Below are 16,598 nucleotides of genomic sequence, written 5' to 3'. Positions count from 1 at the left end.
CCTCCTTGTTGAGGCCCCATGTGGAGTGGGGCGCGTGAACGCACCGGGCCATTCCCGGCACGAGTCATTCGTTGCGCGACGGCGGGCGGATCTGTCCCCTGCGTGCTCGGGACGACTGACCGCGGGAATGCCGTCGCGACGTCATGTGGTCGTGAGGCGTGCCATCACGACGGATTCTGCAGATGCACCAGCGCCTGCACGTGGATGTCGGCGCCGTCGACTGCCCGGCGGATCTGCTCGACGGCTGGATCGAGGGCGGCGGCGACCTCCTCGTAGGAGTAGCGCGACGGTGCGGTGACCTCGATCCGGATGAGGCTGCGACCCCGGTCATCCACGGCCTTCACCGACGCGGCGTCGAACATGGTGTGCGCCGACAACTCGTCCGCGACGGCGGAGGCGATGAGCTTGGGTGGCACCGTCATGATCCCGTCGGCGCCACTGCCGGCCAGGACGAGGTCGTCGACCTTGCCGGGCCGCGACGCCGCCGCGAGCAACCACAACCCCCAGCCCAGGCTCACGACGACGATGCCGAGAAGTACTGCCCACCACCACGATGCGGCCGTCAGGTTGGTTGCCCAGGCCGGGTTGAGCCGGTCCACCCACCCTGTGATGGGTTCCCACCCGGTGTGCCAGATCAGCGCTGCGCCGCCGGCGACCAGGAAGAGCAGCCCGAACAACCCGACCGTCAGCCGGTGCACGATCACCGGACCTCTGTTCATGGCGTCTTCTCCTGCTCCTGTGCGACCGTTTCCTGTGCGACCGTTTCCTGCGGGACCGTCTCTTGTGCGACCGTCTCCTGCGGGACCGTCGTGCGAACGACCTTGCGGATCTTGATGCGCGGCGGACGCTTCAACGAGGCCACCGCGCTGCGCCCCTGTGCGATGAGCGCGGCGGTGTCGACGTCACCGGTGGTGGTCACGGTGACCCTGGCGGTACGTCGACCCACGACGGTGGTCGCGTGTTCAACCCCGGCGACGGCGAGCAACGATGCACTGACGCGCCGGGCAACGTCACCACGCCGGGTCCACATCACCCGGTGATCACCCAGTGACACATGGGATTTCCGTCGCGGCTTGATGGCCAGCCAGAGCATCGCCAGTCCGACGACCACCAGGCCGATCGCGGCCGGCCACATCCAGCCCTGCCAGGTGCTGTGTGCGATCCAGGTGGCGGCGTCCCCCAACCAGGGGTTTCCGGTGATCCAGCCGAATCTGACGATGTGATCGCGGATTCCGACGGCAGCCAAACCCACCAGCAGCAGACCGATGATCGAGCCGACGATCGCCGCCCCGGGGTAGGCCGCGGGCGCGAACACCTTGCCTTCGCCGATGTCGGAGATGTCGGCGGTCTCCGTCGCGGGCGCGGAGTCCACCGCGACCCGCATGGTGGTGTCGGTCTGCGCTCGTGAAGTCGAATCGACAGATGCGCTCATGTCGTGACCGTCCTCTCCCGCGTCTGCGTCTCGTGCGTATCGCCGCCGCCCGTATCACCGTCGCCCGTATCGCCGTCGCCCGTATCGCCGTCGCCGCCGACGGACGGCACGACCGACGGCAGGGCCACATAGCCGTCTTTGCGCTCATCGACCGTGGTGGGCGGAACCAGTGCCGCGACGGCCACATTCACTTGGCCGGGTCGAAGCCCGGTCAGCCGGGCCAGTTCGTCGGCCACGTGGGCACGGACGTGTCGGCACACCTCGGCGACCGCGCACGGCCACGACAGCGCGACGGCCACCGACACGACGGGTGCGGTCTCCGACATGTCCACGCGCGCAGATGGATACGAGGTTCCGATCCCGCCGGGCCCGAGAAGTGATGCCAGCCCACCGCTGTAGGCGATCACCCCGTCCACTTCGAGCGCGGCGCGGCCGGCGATCTTGGTGCCGACCCGGTCGGCGATCACCAAGGAACCCCGGGCGTCCGCGGTGGCGGGTGCGGCGGTACCCACCCGGCGCGGGTCTTTGCCGGCACTGCCGCGGGTGACGGTGTCGTGTGCGGCTGCGGTTGCGGCCATGCTCAGCCTCGGTTCCGGCTGCGCAGCAGTGCGCCGAGGTCGATGGTGCCGTCGCGTTGCAGACCCAGCGCCAACCCGATCGCCCCGAGGACCAGCGCGAGAACGAACCCGCCGAATCCGCCGGTGGTCACCGCCAGCGCGAGCAGCAGACCCGCGAACAGTCCGATCGTTGCGTTGTTACCCATCGTTTTTCACCTCTGTCATGTCATCACGTGATGAGAGTTGTTGGTGCCCGGCGGAATCGTCCTCGTCGCGCGGGGTGAGGCTCACATCCTCGACGGTGACGTCGATGGGCATTCCGGCGATCTCGCTCGCCACCTGCGACACCTGTTCGGCGACCGCACGGAGGTCGTGGCCGATGTCGACGATCACGTGGACCTCGCCACCGGAATCGGTCAGGCGCACGCCGTTGACCCGGCCGCCGGGGAGGTAGGTCGCGATCTCCCCGAACACCCCGCCGTGCAGTCCGGTGACCCCGTCGATCACCGACACGGCGCGTTCGATCGCCTCGGCGGTGCCGTTCCCGGCGTCGGCGCCCTCGGACATCACTGCACCCGCGGGGTGTCCGACGCCTGATCGTCATCGTCGTCACCGAAGTGGATGTCGTGCACGGTGACGTTGACCTCGGTGACCTCGAGTCCGGTCATCGACTCGATGGCGTTGATGACGTTGCGTCGGATCGCGGCGGCGAGTTCGTGGATGGCGACCCCGAACTCGGCGACGATGGAGACGTCCACGGCGGCCTGCCGCTCGCCGACCTCGACGCCGATGCCCTGGGTGGTGCTGACCGAGGTACCCGGGATCACCCCGCGAACCTTGCCGACCACACGCTCGGCGGCGCCGCCGACGTCGTGCACACCGTCGATCTCGCGGGTGGCGATGCCGGCGATCTTGGCGACCACGGCGTCGGCGATCATCGTCTTACCTCGATCACCTGCCGGCGTGTCGGTGCGGGCCAAGGCGAGGCCCTTGCCGGCGGCGTCGGTGTCGGGACCCGTTGCGGTGGTGGTCCGGGTGTCGGTCTGGGCTGCGTCGCTCATGAGAACTCCTCTGTACTCGGGCGCGGGCCGCTGCCCCATGGGCCGGCCCGCAGTGGACACTGCGGTCGTCCGGTACGCCGATCGGTGCACTCCACGTGATGAAAGACCGTGTGCGGGTCCCATCCTCGGCGAGATCCCGGTATCGGCGTGCCGGTATAGAGTCAGTCGTAGTGGAACCGAAATCTGCACGCGTGAGTTCGGGTGACCCTGATCACAGGGCACTCTCGGCCGCACCGGGGGTGCCTGCCACCGATGAGTCGCCGCGATCGCCGCTGGCCGTGGCCGACCTGTCCGACGAGGAGCTGGCGGCGGCCGCCGGAGTCGGTGACACCGAGGCCTTCACCGAGTTGGTGACCCGGCTGCTGCCGGTACTGCTGCGCTACCTCCGCCGGATGGTCAATGATCCTCAGGTCGCCGAGGATCTCGCCCAGGACACCCTGCTCGATGCGTGGCGAGGGCTGCCGGACTTCGCATTTCGTTCCACGTTCAAGACCTGGATGTTTTCCATCGCGCATCGCAAGACCGTCGATCACCGCCGCAAGAAGCGCGACATCCCGACCGATGACACCCGTTTCGTCGACCTCGCCGCGGCGGAACCGTTACCGTCGGATGAGGCACTGCGGCACACCTTGGTCGACGCCCTCGGTGTCGAATTGCGGTCGATGCCACAGACCTCCCGCGCGGTGTGGTGGCTGCGTGAGGTCGAGGGCATGTCCCTCTCCGAGATCGCGCGGGTACTGAACATCTCGACCGGCTCGGTCCGGGGACACCTGCAACGCAGTCGTAAGTATCTGGCGACCCGGCTGGAACCGTGGCGGCCCGATCGCACCCACACCGGCACACCGGAAGGAGCGTAGACATGACCTCTCGGATGGACGACGACCACACAGACGTCTGGCTGCGCGATGCCGGTCGACAACTCGACCCCGCCGACGGGCAGAACTTCGATGCGTCGCGCCTGGTGGCCTCGATCACCGCGCACCTGCCCCGCGCTCGGCGCCCCGGGCGTCCGCTGCTCACCGACTCCCCCGGCGTGTGGATCTCCGACCGTGTGCTCACCCAGGTGATGGCCGTGCGAGTGCGGCGAACCGTGGGTCGGCTGGTGGTCGGCATCACCGCCGAGGGCAGCGACGGCCGGGTCGAGCGGATTCGGCTGGGACTCGTCGCCCGCTACCACGACATCCTGCCCGAGGAATCGGATCTGATCCGCGACGTCGTCACCGAGGTGCTGACGTCACTGCTGGGACCTGATCATGCACGCGCGGCCGCCGGCGCCATCGACGTGCGCTGGGGCGATCTCGACACCGGTGCATGACGACCGGCCCGGGGACACCGACGGTGTGTCGGCGGCCCCGGGCCGGATGAGTCAGTGTCCCTGCTGAGTCAATGTTCCTGCTGAACAGACACTTTCGGTTGGTTACGAGGTCGTCCGACTTCCCGCGCTCCACGCGTAGGGCAGTGCGGCGCCGTTGAGTTCGTGATCGCCGAGGGCACGCAGCTTGAAGATCAACGGGTTGTGCGCCGAGATCACCCGCGCGTTGCGCCAATGCCGGTCGAGGCGAAGTCGTTCGGAGGTGATGGACGCACCGCCGACCTCGAAGAGCCCCGTGGTGGCGTCGAGCACGGTGGTGATGACCGCGTATTGCGCTCTGGCGACATCGAATTCGAGCTCGTCGAGCAGCGCCTCGTCGGTCGCCCCGCCGTCGAGGAGCAGATCGAGCTTCTCGGCGATGTCGAGGACGAGGGTACGGGAGGTGTAGGCGGCCGAGGTCAGTCGGCCGATGACCTGCTGGACCAACGGATCCTCTCGGGGCAGATCCGCCGAACCGTGGGTGAAGGTTCGGGTGCGCGCACGTACCCATTCGACGGTGTCATCCAGTGCGCGGGCGGCGATCCCGGCGAGCACGGACAGCTGCACCAGCTGCAGGTACGAGGTGGCGTAGGTGCGGCCGGGTGCGCCGTATCCGGCACCGAGAAGCCGTTCCGGACGGACCTGCACATCCGTGAATTCCGTTGTGCCGCTTGCGGTCAGACGCTGACCGAAGCCATCCCAGTCGTCGTGCTGGGTGACGCCCTCGGCGTCGGCGTCGACCAGCACCGAGACACGCTCGCCATTGTGGTCGGCGGCGACCAGGATGTGATCGGAGTAGAGGCTGCCGGTGCTGTAGTACTTGGTGCCGTCGAGCCGGTATCCGCCGTCGACGTCGGTGACGGTGGTGCGGTAGCGATCCACCGCGCCGACTCCGGGTTCGGTGATCGCGTTGCCGACCAGTGTGCCGTCGGCGACGGCCCGCAGCCACTGCTCGCGCTCGGCCGCGTCGGTGGCGAGGAGTTGATCCTCGACGAAGGACCAATGCACCCGCAAGGCCTGTGGCAGATTGGATTCCGCGGTCGCCAGGTCGATCAGGAGGCGGAACAACGAGCGCACCGACGCCCCGTACCCACCGAACTCGACGGGCACGCGCAGTGCACCGAACTTGACCTCCTTGAGCCAACCGATCTCGTCGTGGGCCAGTCGCCGGTCCTCTTCGCGGCTCACCGCCCCCCGCGCGATCCGGGCAAACACCGGGGCGAAAATCTCGTCGAGGTCGGTGTCGGTGTACTCGCGAGTGGTAGTGGTGCTCACGTGCTTCCTTTCATCTGAAGATTCGGTGTCGCGAGAACCGGCGCTGCCGCCGCGACACGAGCCACGACAGTCTGCCCCCGCGGCACTCGCGCGCCCACCCTTGCGATCACCGCGGGCGTAAGCACGATTCGGAACTCATCCCTCCCGGATGATTGTCGGCTGCCACGCCGCGGCGACCCTCCCGGATCCGGCATCACTGGCCTAACATCACCGTTTGCGACACCACTTGTGTGCGGCCGCGGATTCCCGTGTGCGGCGCGCCGGTCCGGACGAGAGGCACCAACGATGGCCAGAGGCCACAAGTCGAAGCCCACGGAGATGGCCGTCCGGATGGACGCCCCGTCATGGTCGATGCCGCGCGGGACGATCATCCTGATCACCCTGGCCGGTCTGGTGGTGGCAGTGTCGGGCATCCGGTCGATCTCGGGTCTCGTCGCGCCGATCTTCCTGGCGATGATGCTCACGGTCGCGGTATCCCCGGTCGCGAGTTGGATCCGTCGGAAGGGCGCACCCGCGTGGGTGGCATTCCTCGTCACCCTGCTGTCGGTCTACGCGATCATCATCGGGCTCTTCGCGTCACTGGCCTTCTCCATCGCCCGGTTTGCGACGATCCTCCCCAGCTACAGCGACAAGTTCAACGATCTCGTCAAGCAGTTTCAGAACTTCCTCATCTCCCACGGGGTCAGTCAGCAAAAAGTGCACGACATGGTCCACAACGTGGACTCCAGCAAGATCATCAGCGCGGTCGGCGACATCGTGTCCTCCACAGCCGGTGTCGCCTCGACGCTGGTGCTGGTCCTCGCCCTGCTGCTGTTCATGGCTGCCGACACCGTCAACTTCGGTGACCGCATCGAGATCCTGACCGCCGAACGGCCGGATATCGCCGCCGCATTCAGCGCCTTTGCTCAGGCCACCCGCAGCTACCTCTGGGTGTCGACGGTGTTCGGTCTGATCGTCGCGGTCTTCGACAGTGTCGCCCTCGCGATCATCGGCATTCCGCTGCCGATCCTGTGGGGTCTGCTGTCGTTCATCACCAACTACATCCCCAACATCGGGTTCGTCATCGGTGTGATCCCGCCGGCACTGCTCGGGCTCCTCGATGGCGGCGTGACCCAGATGATCGTGGTGATCGTGGTCTACAGCGTGATCAACATGGTGATCCAGTCGGTGATCCAGCCGAAGTTCGTCGGCGACGCGGTCGGATTGTCGACGACGCTGACGTTCGTGTCGCTGATGTTCTGGGCGTGGGTGCTCGGGCCGCTCGGCGCGATCCTCGCGGTACCGCTGACCATCATGTGCAAGGCCCTGCTGCTCGACATCGACCCGTCGACCCGCTGGGCCGACGTGCTGTTGAGCTCGTCGCTACCCAAGCGGGGTGATCCCGCCACGCCGGCCGATGATGACGCGAGCACGCCCGACGCCCCGGCGGACGATGCCGTCGGTGCGTCGGTACCCGACGCCGACCGGCCCGGCGACGGCGATTCGCCCGCCGCCCCGGCCGATCCGCCCGCAGATGACGCCTCGGACCGCCCGAACGGCTGATCGGTGCAGTGGGCCGAGCCGCACCCCGGCGGCCCTCAGCTGTCGGTCCACACCGGCGTGCGCTTGCCCAGGAACGCCGACATCCCCTCCTGCGCGTCGCAGGTGACCGCGTTGGTCGCCATCGTCTCCGACATGAGTTCGTAAGCGCGGGACTCACTCTCATCGATCTGCCGGTAGAACGCCCGCTTGCCGATGGCGAGGGTGGACGCACTCGATGAGGCGATCCGCAGGGCGAGTTCCCGCACGGTCTCGGCGAGCTTCTCGGGGGCGACCACATCGTTGACCAGACCCCAGTCGACGGCGGTCTGCGCGTCGATGGGGTCCCCGGTCATCAGCATCTTCATCGCCCGTTTCCGGCCGACGGCGCGGGTCAACGCCACCATCGGCGTCGAGCAGAACAGGCCGATGCGCACGCCGGGGGTCGAGAAGGTCGCCGCCGACGAGGCGATGGCGAGATCACACGTCGCAACCAGCTGACATCCCGCGGCGAAGGCCGCACCGGCGATCTCGGCGATCACCGGTTTGTCGAGTTCGTGGACGGCGGTCATCATCTCCACGCAGGTGTCGAAGACGGCGCGCTCATCGTCGAGGGTGCGCTCGACGAGTTCACCGAGGTCGTGTCCGGCCGAGAACGCGGGCCCGTCGCCGCGGATGATGACGACGCGGACCGCGGGATTCTCGGCGAACGCTCGCAGGGCCGCGGTGATCGCACGCATCGTGCCCGTCGACAGCGGGTTGCGGCGACGCGGGTTGGCCAGCGTGAGAATGCCCAGTGGGCCGTCCACGATGGTCTCGATCGATGCCGTGTCCGTCTGCGTCATGCCGATGCTCCTCGAGGTGCTGTGGTCCCCGGATTCCGATGCGGTGTCCGGTGGTACCCGCCAATCAGACTGCCTCACCGGGCCCGGTTCACGCTCACGGTCGCGACAGCCCCGGGGCGGGCAGCGACGAGGCATATGCCGCCACCGGCCTCGGTGACGGGCACCACATTTTAGCCGTGCCCTTGGTCACATTAAGGGCGGATCACCCGCCCGGAGGCCGCCGACCGACACGCCGCGATGTGCAGGGCTTTCCCGGCGAGTTCACAGCGTTATCTCACCGTGATCAACAAGCCGCAGGTCGCGATGTCCGACGTGACCTTGCCGTTACCGAGCCCGTATGGTCGCCACCGGTCCGAGAATCACCCACCCCATACCGGGTGGATGAGAGGAGGAAAGATGACGACCACCATGAAGAAGCTCGCCGTCCGCGCCGGAGTCATCGGCGCCCTGGCCGTGGCACCTTTCGGAGTCGCCACCGCGACCGCGTCGGCCGACACCGGCCACAACTGGGATGCTGTCGCACAGTGCGAGAGCGGCGGAGACTGGGGCATCAGCACGGGCAACGGCTACTACGGCGGCCTGCAGTTCACGCAGTCCACGTGGGAGGCCAACGGCGGCTACGGCAATCCGGCCAACGCCTCGCGCGAGGAGCAGATCCGCGTCGCGGAGAACACCCTGGCCACCCAGGGCCCCGGCGCCTGGCCGGTCTGCGGCCAGTACCTCTGAGGGCAACGACCTGTATGAGTGACGCCGCGCCATACGCGTGACGACGAGGGGGCGATCCACGTGGTGGGTCGCCCCCTTTTCGCGTGTCGTGGCCTCGGCGCGCGGTCTCGAGCACCGGGCATCGGAGCCCGTCAGGGCCGGCCGTCGCCCGAACGATCGGCGACGACGCCGGGTCCGGCCGGGTCCACCGCATCGGCGCGGGTGACCAGCCGCGCCACCAGCGGAAACACCAGAACGGTCGTGGCCCCGGCCGCCACCAGGGTGGAGGCCAGTGTCGACGACATCAGCTCCGCCGCAACAGCCACCTGCGTGACGGCGACGATGATCGGCAATCCCGTCGCGGCGTACAGCGCCAGCTGCACGCGTTCCCGGCCCACCCGCAGACTCGCCTCATGGGTGATCGTGCGTTCGGCGATCCATACCGGAAGCCCGCGCGCCACCCCGATTCCCAGCACCAGCAGAAGCCACACCAGCGGCTGCGAGATCACCGCGCTGGGATCGATGTTCATGCCCGAGGTCACGAAGAAGGCCGGGATCAGCATGCCGAAACCGATGGTCTCCAACCGTTCCACGACCGTCGTCCCTTGAGGCAGCAGGCGGCGCAACACGATTCCCGCCGCGAAGGCACCCAGCACCACGTCAAGATCAAAGACCGCGGCCACGGCCATCAGGGCCGCGAGCAGCGCCACCACCACCCGCACGGGTAGCTGGAAGGTGCCGCCGTTCATCTCCTCGACGGCCGCACGCAGGGCCGGGATGTGGGCCGCATGACGCGGAACGGCCGCGATGACCACCGCGGCCGCAGCGAACAACACCAGCACGAACGCCGCCGACCCTGCACTACGGCTGGTCAACAGCAACGACATGGCGATGATCGGGCCCAGTTCGCCGACGGCGCCGTGCGACATCACCGCACGCCCCAACGGCTGATCGAGAAGACCGTCGGACTTGATGATCGGCAGCAAAGTCCCGAGTGCCGTCGACGTCATTGCGATGGCGATCGCGACATGGGCGGAGAAGTCGCCGATACCGGTGAGCACGGCCACCACCGCGGTCGCGATGAGCAGACTGATCAGCCAGGTACCGCCCGCCACCGCACCCGGCTTGCCGCGCAACAGGTGCGGGTCCAACTCGAATCCGGCGAGCAGGAACAGCATGCCCAGACCCAACTGACTGACCGCCGAGACCGACGCCGGGTCGCCGAAATCGAGAAGGTGCGGACCCACCACCATGCCGAGCACCAGAAGGACGACCACCTCCGGCACATACCGGCGGGTTGCGCGTGCCACCAGCGGAGCGATCACCGCGGCCAGGGCGATCCAGAACAAGGTGACGGCGCTGGTGCGGTCGGGACTGACCGCGGCCTCGGCGAGTGTGAGCACCCGCATCATCCTGCCGCAGGCGGCGAGTCCGGGTGCAGTCGATGGTCCTGCAGGGCCCCGGTGTCTGTGCCTAAGATTGCCCATGTCCTCCCCCAGCACGCCGACGACGGCGGGCCCTGACGTCGACCCGTCCGTCCAGCCCGGAGCCGACCGGTGCACGTTGTCGATGTCGCTGCTGATGACGCCGGACCTGGCGAATTTCGCCGGGAACGTGCACGGCGGAGCACTGCTGAAACTCCTCGACCAGGTCGCCTACGCCTGTGCCAGTCGGTACTCGCGGCACTACGCCGTCACGCTGTCGGTGGATCGGGTCATCTTCCGCGAACCGATCCGCGTCGGGGAACTGCTGATCCTGTCGGCGTCGGTCAATTTCACCGGCCGCACGTCCATGGAGGTCGGCATCCGGGTGGAGACCGAGTCGATCCAGACCGGGGAGCGCCGTCATACCAACAGCTGCTACTTCACGATGGTCGCGATGGGCGACGACGGTCGCCCCATCGAGGTACCGCAGCTGAATCCGCAGACACCGGTGGCCCAGCGACGATTCGCCGAGGCGAAGGCGCGCCGCGAGGCGCTGCGCTCAGCGCAGTGAGTTCACCAGTGCCGCTGCATATCAGCCGCGATCGGCGCCGTTGTCGGCATCTCCGTCGCTTGAATCCAGCGCGGATCCTTCCAGCGCACTGACGGCGATCCCGTACGGGAGGAAGCGGACCCGGCGCTTGGGGTCGGTGTTGTGCTGATTGGCGCGCAGCGCGTCGATCTCACTGGAGAACACCTGCTCGACTCGGGCACCGCCCGGCTCGTCGACGACGAACACGGCCCACACGCCGGCGCCGGCCTCGCCGGCGGTCTTCGGCTGGGGTGCGGACCGTCGCGCCGACGATCCCTCCATGAACGTCGAGAACACACTCGCCGCACCGGGTTCGGACATCGCACGTCCGAAGACCTGCCGCAGCCCTTCCCCGGCTTCCCGCGCGAAGCGGTCGAAATCCTCGGGATCGAATCCGAAGGGTCCGTTCTGACCAGCCATCGAGGGCCTCCCTTGTCGCGGCCCGGCATCGGTGACAGGCATCTACTGCGATCCAGTGTGCCGACGGACGAGCGACTTCGCCACCACATGGCGGGGCCGGCCGGGTTCGGATCCGAGTGCCGCAGTGGTGTGCTGCTCATCGTCGGATGCGAACCCGCGCTGTTTCTCTGTGGACTTGTCAAAGAACGAAAGCTGTTGGTGTGGACCGGGTTATGGGGTCACATGTCGTGCACCGAGACGGTCCTGCGGGGGTGGGTCAGGCGGCGTCGTCGAGTCGCATGGTGCGGCGGTTGTAGGCGGGTTGGGGTCGTTGTTTGGGGTCGACGGTGGCTGGTGGGATGAGCCAGGGGTGTCGGTCGGCGCCCATGATGACTGCCCATCCGCCGTGGTGGATGTCGTCGTGACACGACGGGCACAGCAGGCATCCGTTGTCGAGGTCGGTGGCGCCACCCTCACTCCACGGCTGGATGTGGTGGGCGTGGCAGCGGGATGCGGGTGCCCCGCATTTGATGCAGCCGTCGTCGCGGACGATGTAGGCCTTGCGTTGGGCGTTGGTGAAGAACCGTTTGCGGCGGCCGACGTTCAGTGGGACGCCGTCACCGTTGGTGGTGATGTCGGTGACGGCACTGTCACAGCTGAGCATGTCGGCGGTGGATTCGGTGACGGGCCCGGAGTGCGGCAGTGACGCTGCGGCCGGGTCGTCGGCGGATCTGATCATGAGGACCTCGAGGCGGGCGGTGGTGGGGATGGTGTCATCGGCCAGGCCGCGGACGGCGGCGTCGAGGAGGGTTTCGAGGGCGTCGGCTTGGCGGCGTTCGGTGGAGCGGGGATCGTTGCTGCCGTCGGGTTGGGGTACGGGGGCGGACAGCACGTCGATCGCGGTGCACAGTTTCTCTCCGACGGTGACATCCAGGTCGGCTTTCACGGCGAGTCGTCCGTCCGCATCATGGTGCAGGGACAGTTCGTTGACGCTGCGGTCCTCGGCGGCGGGGAGGCCGCCGTCGGCGTCGGCGGCGAGGTGGTTGCCGAGTTGTCGGGCGTACTTCTGAATCTCGGAGGGCGCCATTCCGGCTCCGGCGTGGGAGAGCAGGGTGATGGTGTGGTCGTGCCGCATGTCGGGGGTGACGTCTTCGGGGGATCGGTGGGCGATGTGGGTCAGTCCGCGGATGATGGCGTCGGCGTGTTCGGAGCTGAGGGAGCCGAGTGCGGTGCTTGCGGTGACGCGGGGGATGTCGGTGGCGGCGGCTAGTCTGAGGTAGCGCTGTGCGACGGCGGGTGGATATCCCATGCAGATCAACAGTTCTCGGAGTTTACGGCCTTGGTGGGTGGCGACGTGGAGTTGTTCGAGGTGTCCGGTGAACACCACGCACAGGTGGTCGACGAGGTTGCGGATGAGGCGCAGTTGGGTCATCACCTCGGTGGCGTGCCGGTCGGTCAGTGACTTCTGGTCGATGCTCGGTTCGGTGAGGTTGTCGATGATGACGTCGAGAATCTCGGCGAGGTCGTGGTCGCTCATTCGTCCCCCTGTGTGAGTGCCGCTGCCATCTAGTGTAGCCGATCACCAGTTCGCCATGGGGTGAATCATGAGGTGAATATGTAACGGTTGCAAGGCATTTCGTACCTTCAGTGAACAGTTTCCCCTGCGGTGAACTGGGGTGAACGCAAGCCCCTGTGGTGAACAGAATTCACACGGGCGCGCATGTACGCCCCTCCGACGAAGCCCCGACCCGATCAACAACTCAGCGCGCGGTGCGCAGGCCCGCCGAGAGTCGCTCGAGAACCATTCGCGCGGTGAGTAATTCAGCTTCAGAGAGGGATGAATCCGCGGAAGCCTGGTCGAGAGCACCGGTCAGTCGCCGCCGCCAGAAGTCGTGGAGTCGCGCGATCGAGGTCTCGGCTCGTCGTGTCGCATACAACCGCACCGACCGCGCGTCGTCGGGATCGGGACTGCGTCGCACCATGTCCTTGGCCTCCAGTGAACGCAGCACGGCCGAGAAGTTGCTGCGCTTGAGGCCCGTCGCCGTGGCCCCCTCGGCGGGACACGTCCCGGGATTGTGATGAATCCAGCGCATCACCAGGACTTCGCTGCCATTGAGCGGAACGACCCCACTGACTCCGGCCGGCCCATGGGGTTCGATCTCTCGTGCCACCCGCAGAACCACCTCGGCGATATCGACGAGAAGGTTCACGCTCAACCCGGCGTCGCCCATCGACCCCGCAGCAGGGCCGTACGATTCGACATCACTCATTTGGATATGATCTCATAACTATATGACCTCGTCGACCACCGCGTCCGTGACCAGCGAACCGCGCACCGAGCGAGCGATCACCGGTCCGCTGCTGCTGGTACTCGCGCTGCTGTCGGCGGTCGCACCCTTCGCCACCGACCTGTACCTGCCCGCATTCCCCGAGATGACCGGCGAATTGTCGGCCTCGGCGACCGCCATCCAGCTGACGCTGACCGCCTTTCTGGTCGGCGTGACGACCGGGCAGTTGGCGTTCGGCCCGCTGTCGGATCGGTTCGGTCGTCGCGGTCCCCTGCTGTTCGGCGCAGCACTGTGCGTGGCCGCCGGCATCGTCGCGGTGATCGCGCCGTCGGTGGGCGTCCTGGTGGCCGCACGCTTCGCGCAGGGATTCGGCGGTGCGGCCGGAATGGTGATCGGCCGGGCGATCATCTCCGACCTGGCAGCCGGCCGAGCCGCGGCGCGGGCGTTCAGCCTGATGATGATCGTCGGTGGCGTGGCCCCGGTCCTCGCACCGCTGCTGGGCGGGTTCCTGGTGAACCCGATCGGCTGGCGCGGGATCCTCGTTGTGGTACTGGGTATTTCGGTCCTCATGCTGGTGTCGATCATCGGCGTCGTCCGCGAGACACGGCCCAAGGACCGACGTCGGCGCGATACCGCGGCCACCACCGCAGCCTCACCGCGTGAGCTGCTCCGGCCGGGATTCCTCGGCTACGCCGGCACATTCGCGTTCTCATTCGCGGTCATGATGGCCTACATCTCCGCGTCGCCGTTCGTCTATCAGGACATGATGGGACTCAGCAGCGGCGGCTACGGGCTGGCATTCGGCGCCAACGCGCTCGCGCTGATGGCCATCAGCGCGCTGGCCGCACGACTGGTCGCCACCCGCCAGGTCCGCCATCTGGTGGGCGTCGGACTCTCGGTGATGTCCCTGGCGGTCATCACCTTCGGAGTTCTCGTCGTCACCGCTGCACCGGCGATGTGGCTGGCTGCGCCGCTGTTCGTCATGGTCGGGAGCCTCGGCATGATCTTCGGCAACGCGACCGCCCTCGCGATGTCGGCGGTCGGCTCGCACGCCGGCAGCGCCTCGGCGGTGCTGGGCGCGCTGCAATTCGGTCTCGGCGCACTGGTGTCCCCACTGGTCAGCATCCAGGGCCCGGACACCGCCGCCCCACTGGCCGTGGTCATGCTGATCGCCGCCGTGATCGCGATCGCTTCCTTCCTCGCCGCCGGACGCAGGACGCCGACACCGGTCCCCGAGCCCGTCTGACACGGACAGATCCGGGCCGAGCCCGCTACTCCCACCCGGCGTCGTGGACGAGGATCGCCACCTGAACCCGGTTCGCGACACCGAGTTTCGCGAAGATGTGGGTGATGTGTGCCTTGACCGTCGCCACGCTCATGTAGAGCGCCGCCGCGATCTCCGCATTCGATGCTCCCTTGGCCAACCAGATCGCCACGGTCCGTTCCCGTTCGGTCAGCGAGTCGAGGTTCGCCCGGGCCTGGACCGTGCCCGCGCGGTCGGGGGAATCCACCACCTGCTTGATCAACGCCGCCGTGACCGACGGACTGAGTGCGGGCTGACCGGCGAGCACATCGGCGATCGCCGCGACGATCTTCTCCGGCGGGGTGTCCTTCAGCAGGAATCCGTCGGCGCCGACGGCCAACGCACGCATCACATAGTCGTCGGCGTCGAAGGTGGTCAGCACGATGACCGCGGGCGGTGCCTCGAGTTCCTTGAGCGCCGCGGTGGCCGCGATCCCGTCCATCACCGGCATCCGCAGATCCATCAGCACCAGATCCACCGGATCGGCGGCGAAGACCTCCAGTGCCGCACGACCATCGGGTGCCTCGGCCACGATCGACAACGCCGGATCGCCACCGAGCAACAACTTCAGCCCCGATCGGACCAGTGGATCGTCGTCGACGATCATCAGACGTGCCATGGCGGTCACCACTCCCTCACTCGGGCGCACCCGTGCCGGGCAGCCACACATGCAGAATGAACATCCCGTCGTCGGTGCGCGTCGTCGAGTGCCGACCGCCGCTGAGTTCCACTCGTTCGGCGACACCGATCAGCCCGAGACCCGAACGCGGCAGGGCCGCGGGGACACCGCCGATCGGCAACGGATTGACCACGAGCAGATCCACACCCGACTCGCGGCCCGCCTCGATCCGCACGGTCACCGCCGACGACGGAGCGTGCTTACGCGCGTTGGTCAACCCCTCCTGCACACAGCGATACAGGGTTCGCACGGTGCTCGCCGGCATCTCGTCGAGATCCGCTGTGCGCGTGTAGGTCACCCGAATACCGGTGTCGTCGGCCGCTGCGACGAGATCATCGATCTCGGCCGGACCCACCTGCGGCTGCTCCGGATCGGCGTCACCCGGACCCTCACGCAGCACGCCGAGCACCTCACGCAGTTCGGTCAGCGCGAGCCGGGAATTCTCCTCGATGGTCCTCGCGGTGTCGGCCACCTCGTCCGAGCTCAGATCGGTACGGTAGGCCAACGCCCCGGCGAACATGCTGACGGTCGAAATCCGATGCGCCAGAACATCATGCATCTCCCGTGCGATACGCGCCCGCTCCACCGAGCGCGCCTGGGCGACCTTGGCCTGCTGCTCCTGTTCGGCGAGCATCGCCCGAGATCGCCAGGTGGCCAGCAGTTCTCGACGCGATCCGATGTACATACCCCAGGCCACCATGACCGCGGTGATGGCGGTGAGGAACACCAGCAGCACCAGAAGGGGTTCTCTCGCACCGCCATCGCTCGACGTCCGGAAGATCTCCTCGGACATCAGCCCGCAGACCAGACCCAGCACGGCCTGCGGGATGATCTCCCGCCAGCGCCGCCGCGTCGACAGCGACACCAGGGCGAGCGCACCGGCACCGGTCGAACTCAGTGACACCGCACCACACAGGGTGGTGAACGTGCACACCAGAACCGGGTGCGAGCGCCGCCACCAGGTGGCCACGTAACTCGCCACGCCGAGTCCGAGGTCCACCGCCAACCACCACGTGGTACCGCCCAATCCGGTGTCGGCCCGTGAGCTCACCACCAGGCCCGAGATCGCCAGCATGAGCAGCAGACGCCAGATGTGACTCCACCACGTCAGTGGTGGTTGATAGTCCTCGGGGCGCACCCCCTCACCGTAGTGGGGGGCAACCCTGATCCGC

The 16,598-nt window shown here is 67.5% G+C and carries 20 protein-coding genes; 6 read left to right on the top strand and 14 right to left on the bottom strand.

What is annotated here, in order from left to right:
* Positions 1–164: 164 nt before the first annotated feature.
* Genes ABLE94_RS14190 through ABLE94_RS14165 form a run of 6 tightly spaced genes read right to left on the bottom strand, consistent with a single transcriptional unit; the run spans position 165 to position 3,050 of the window.
* Positions 165–719 (bottom strand): Asp23/Gls24 family envelope stress response protein, encoded by a 555-nt coding sequence (locus tag ABLE94_RS14190; RefSeq protein ID WP_348809074.1) that lies wholly within the window; start codon positions 717–719, stop codon positions 165–167.
* Positions 716–1,432, bottom strand: a complete 717-nt coding sequence (locus ABLE94_RS14185; protein ID WP_348807207.1) for a hypothetical protein — start codon at positions 1,430–1,432, stop codon at positions 716–718. Before ABLE94_RS14185 ends, ABLE94_RS14190 begins: the two co-directional genes overlap by 4 nt.
* Positions 1,429–2,010: an Asp23/Gls24 family envelope stress response protein gene (locus ABLE94_RS14180; RefSeq protein WP_348807206.1), complete on the bottom strand. Its 582-nt coding sequence runs from the start codon at positions 2,008–2,010 to the stop codon at positions 1,429–1,431. The genes ABLE94_RS14185 and ABLE94_RS14180 overlap by 4 nt, the downstream gene beginning before the upstream one ends.
* A gap of 2 nt (positions 2,011–2,012) precedes the next feature.
* Positions 2,013–2,195 (bottom strand): DUF2273 domain-containing protein, encoded by a 183-nt coding sequence (locus tag ABLE94_RS14175; protein ID WP_348809073.1) that lies wholly within the window; start codon positions 2,193–2,195, stop codon positions 2,013–2,015.
* Complete coding sequence (locus ABLE94_RS14170; protein WP_348809072.1) at positions 2,188–2,556, bottom strand: hypothetical protein; 369 nt, start codon at positions 2,554–2,556, stop codon at positions 2,188–2,190. Before ABLE94_RS14170 ends, ABLE94_RS14175 begins: the two co-directional genes overlap by 8 nt.
* Entirely contained in the window at positions 2,556–3,050 is a 495-nt protein-coding gene (locus ABLE94_RS14165; protein ID WP_348807203.1) for an Asp23/Gls24 family envelope stress response protein, read from the bottom strand. The genes ABLE94_RS14170 and ABLE94_RS14165 overlap by 1 nt, the downstream gene beginning before the upstream one ends.
* Before the next feature lie 239 nt (positions 3,051–3,289).
* Here ABLE94_RS14165 and ABLE94_RS14160 point away from each other — a divergent pair, with 239 nt between their 5' ends.
* Both ABLE94_RS14160 and ABLE94_RS14155 read left to right on the top strand, forming a co-directional pair.
* A complete protein-coding gene (locus ABLE94_RS14160; RefSeq protein ID WP_348809115.1) occupies positions 3,290–3,907 on the top strand; it encodes an RNA polymerase sigma factor in 618 nt (205 codons plus the stop codon).
* A gap of 2 nt (positions 3,908–3,909) precedes the next feature.
* A complete protein-coding gene (locus tag ABLE94_RS14155) occupies positions 3,910–4,365 on the top strand; it encodes a hypothetical protein (RefSeq protein WP_348807201.1) in 456 nt (151 codons plus the stop codon).
* 102 nt (positions 4,366–4,467) lie between these two features.
* Here the strand turns inward: ABLE94_RS14155 and ABLE94_RS14150 are convergent, their stop codons facing one another.
* Positions 4,468–5,676, bottom strand: a complete 1,209-nt coding sequence (locus ABLE94_RS14150) for an acyl-CoA dehydrogenase family protein (protein WP_348809071.1) — start codon at positions 5,674–5,676, stop codon at positions 4,468–4,470.
* A gap of 351 nt (positions 5,677–6,027) precedes the next feature.
* On the opposite strand from ABLE94_RS14150, the gene ABLE94_RS14145 reads away from it, so the two are divergent.
* Positions 6,028–7,218: an AI-2E family transporter gene (locus ABLE94_RS14145; RefSeq protein ID WP_425476205.1), complete on the top strand. Its 1,191-nt coding sequence runs from the start codon at positions 6,028–6,030 to the stop codon at positions 7,216–7,218.
* A 35-nt stretch (positions 7,219–7,253) separates the two neighbouring features.
* On the opposite strand, the gene ABLE94_RS14140 is transcribed toward ABLE94_RS14145, so the two are convergent.
* A complete protein-coding gene (locus ABLE94_RS14140; protein WP_348807198.1) occupies positions 7,254–8,039 on the bottom strand; it encodes an enoyl-CoA hydratase in 786 nt (261 codons plus the stop codon).
* Between the two features lie 396 nt (positions 8,040–8,435).
* On the opposite strand from ABLE94_RS14140, the gene ABLE94_RS14135 reads away from it, so the two are divergent.
* Positions 8,436–8,765, top strand: a complete 330-nt coding sequence (locus tag ABLE94_RS14135; RefSeq protein WP_348807197.1) for a transglycosylase family protein — start codon at positions 8,436–8,438, stop codon at positions 8,763–8,765.
* Positions 8,766–8,896: 131 nt separating this feature from the next.
* Here ABLE94_RS14135 and ABLE94_RS14130 read toward each other — a convergent pair whose 3' ends face one another.
* Positions 8,897–10,147, bottom strand: a complete 1,251-nt coding sequence (locus ABLE94_RS14130; RefSeq protein WP_348807196.1) for a cation:proton antiporter — start codon at positions 10,145–10,147, stop codon at positions 8,897–8,899.
* Between the two features lie 166 nt (positions 10,148–10,313).
* Here ABLE94_RS14130 and ABLE94_RS14125 point away from each other — a divergent pair, with 166 nt between their 5' ends.
* Complete coding sequence (locus tag ABLE94_RS14125; protein ID WP_348807256.1) at positions 10,314–10,739, top strand: acyl-CoA thioesterase; 426 nt, start codon at positions 10,314–10,316, stop codon at positions 10,737–10,739.
* Positions 10,740–10,760: 21 nt separating this feature from the next.
* Here the strand turns inward: ABLE94_RS14125 and ABLE94_RS14120 are convergent, their stop codons facing one another.
* The 3 genes from ABLE94_RS14120 to ABLE94_RS14110 all read right to left on the bottom strand — a co-directional run bounded on the left by ABLE94_RS14120 (position 10,761) and on the right by ABLE94_RS14110 (position 13,426).
* Positions 10,761–11,177, bottom strand: a complete 417-nt coding sequence (locus ABLE94_RS14120; protein WP_348807195.1) for an Rv0313 family protein — start codon at positions 11,175–11,177, stop codon at positions 10,761–10,763.
* A gap of 256 nt (positions 11,178–11,433) precedes the next feature.
* Complete coding sequence (locus ABLE94_RS14115) at positions 11,434–12,693, bottom strand: HNH endonuclease (RefSeq protein ID WP_348809070.1); 1,260 nt, start codon at positions 12,691–12,693, stop codon at positions 11,434–11,436.
* A 223-nt stretch (positions 12,694–12,916) separates the two neighbouring features.
* Positions 12,917–13,426 carry a MarR family winged helix-turn-helix transcriptional regulator gene (locus ABLE94_RS14110; protein ID WP_348804268.1) on the bottom strand — a complete coding sequence of 170 codons (510 nt, stop codon included), beginning with the start codon at positions 13,424–13,426 and terminating at the stop codon, positions 12,917–12,919.
* Positions 13,427–13,448: 22 nt separating this feature from the next.
* Here ABLE94_RS14110 and ABLE94_RS14105 point away from each other — a divergent pair, with 22 nt between their 5' ends.
* Positions 13,449–14,690 (top strand): multidrug effflux MFS transporter, encoded by a 1,242-nt coding sequence (locus ABLE94_RS14105; protein ID WP_348809069.1) that lies wholly within the window; start codon positions 13,449–13,451, stop codon positions 14,688–14,690.
* A 25-nt stretch (positions 14,691–14,715) separates the two neighbouring features.
* On the opposite strand, the gene ABLE94_RS14100 is transcribed toward ABLE94_RS14105, so the two are convergent.
* Both ABLE94_RS14100 and ABLE94_RS14095 read right to left on the bottom strand, forming a co-directional pair.
* On the bottom strand, positions 14,716–15,366 hold the full coding sequence (locus ABLE94_RS14100; RefSeq protein WP_348809068.1) for a response regulator: 651 nt from the start codon (positions 15,364–15,366) through the stop codon (positions 14,716–14,718).
* A 16-nt stretch (positions 15,367–15,382) separates the two neighbouring features.
* Positions 15,383–16,564, bottom strand: a complete 1,182-nt coding sequence (locus ABLE94_RS14095; protein ID WP_348804271.1) for a sensor histidine kinase — start codon at positions 16,562–16,564, stop codon at positions 15,383–15,385.
* Between the last annotated feature and the right edge of the window lie 34 nt (positions 16,565–16,598).

It is taken from the genome of Gordonia sp. VNK1, assembly GCF_040049135.1.
In the GTDB taxonomy this organism is placed as follows: domain Bacteria; phylum Actinomycetota; class Actinomycetes; order Mycobacteriales; family Mycobacteriaceae; genus Gordonia; species Gordonia oleivorans.
Note: the sequence above shows the minus strand (reverse complement) of the source record. Positions and strands in the feature narration are given on the sequence as shown.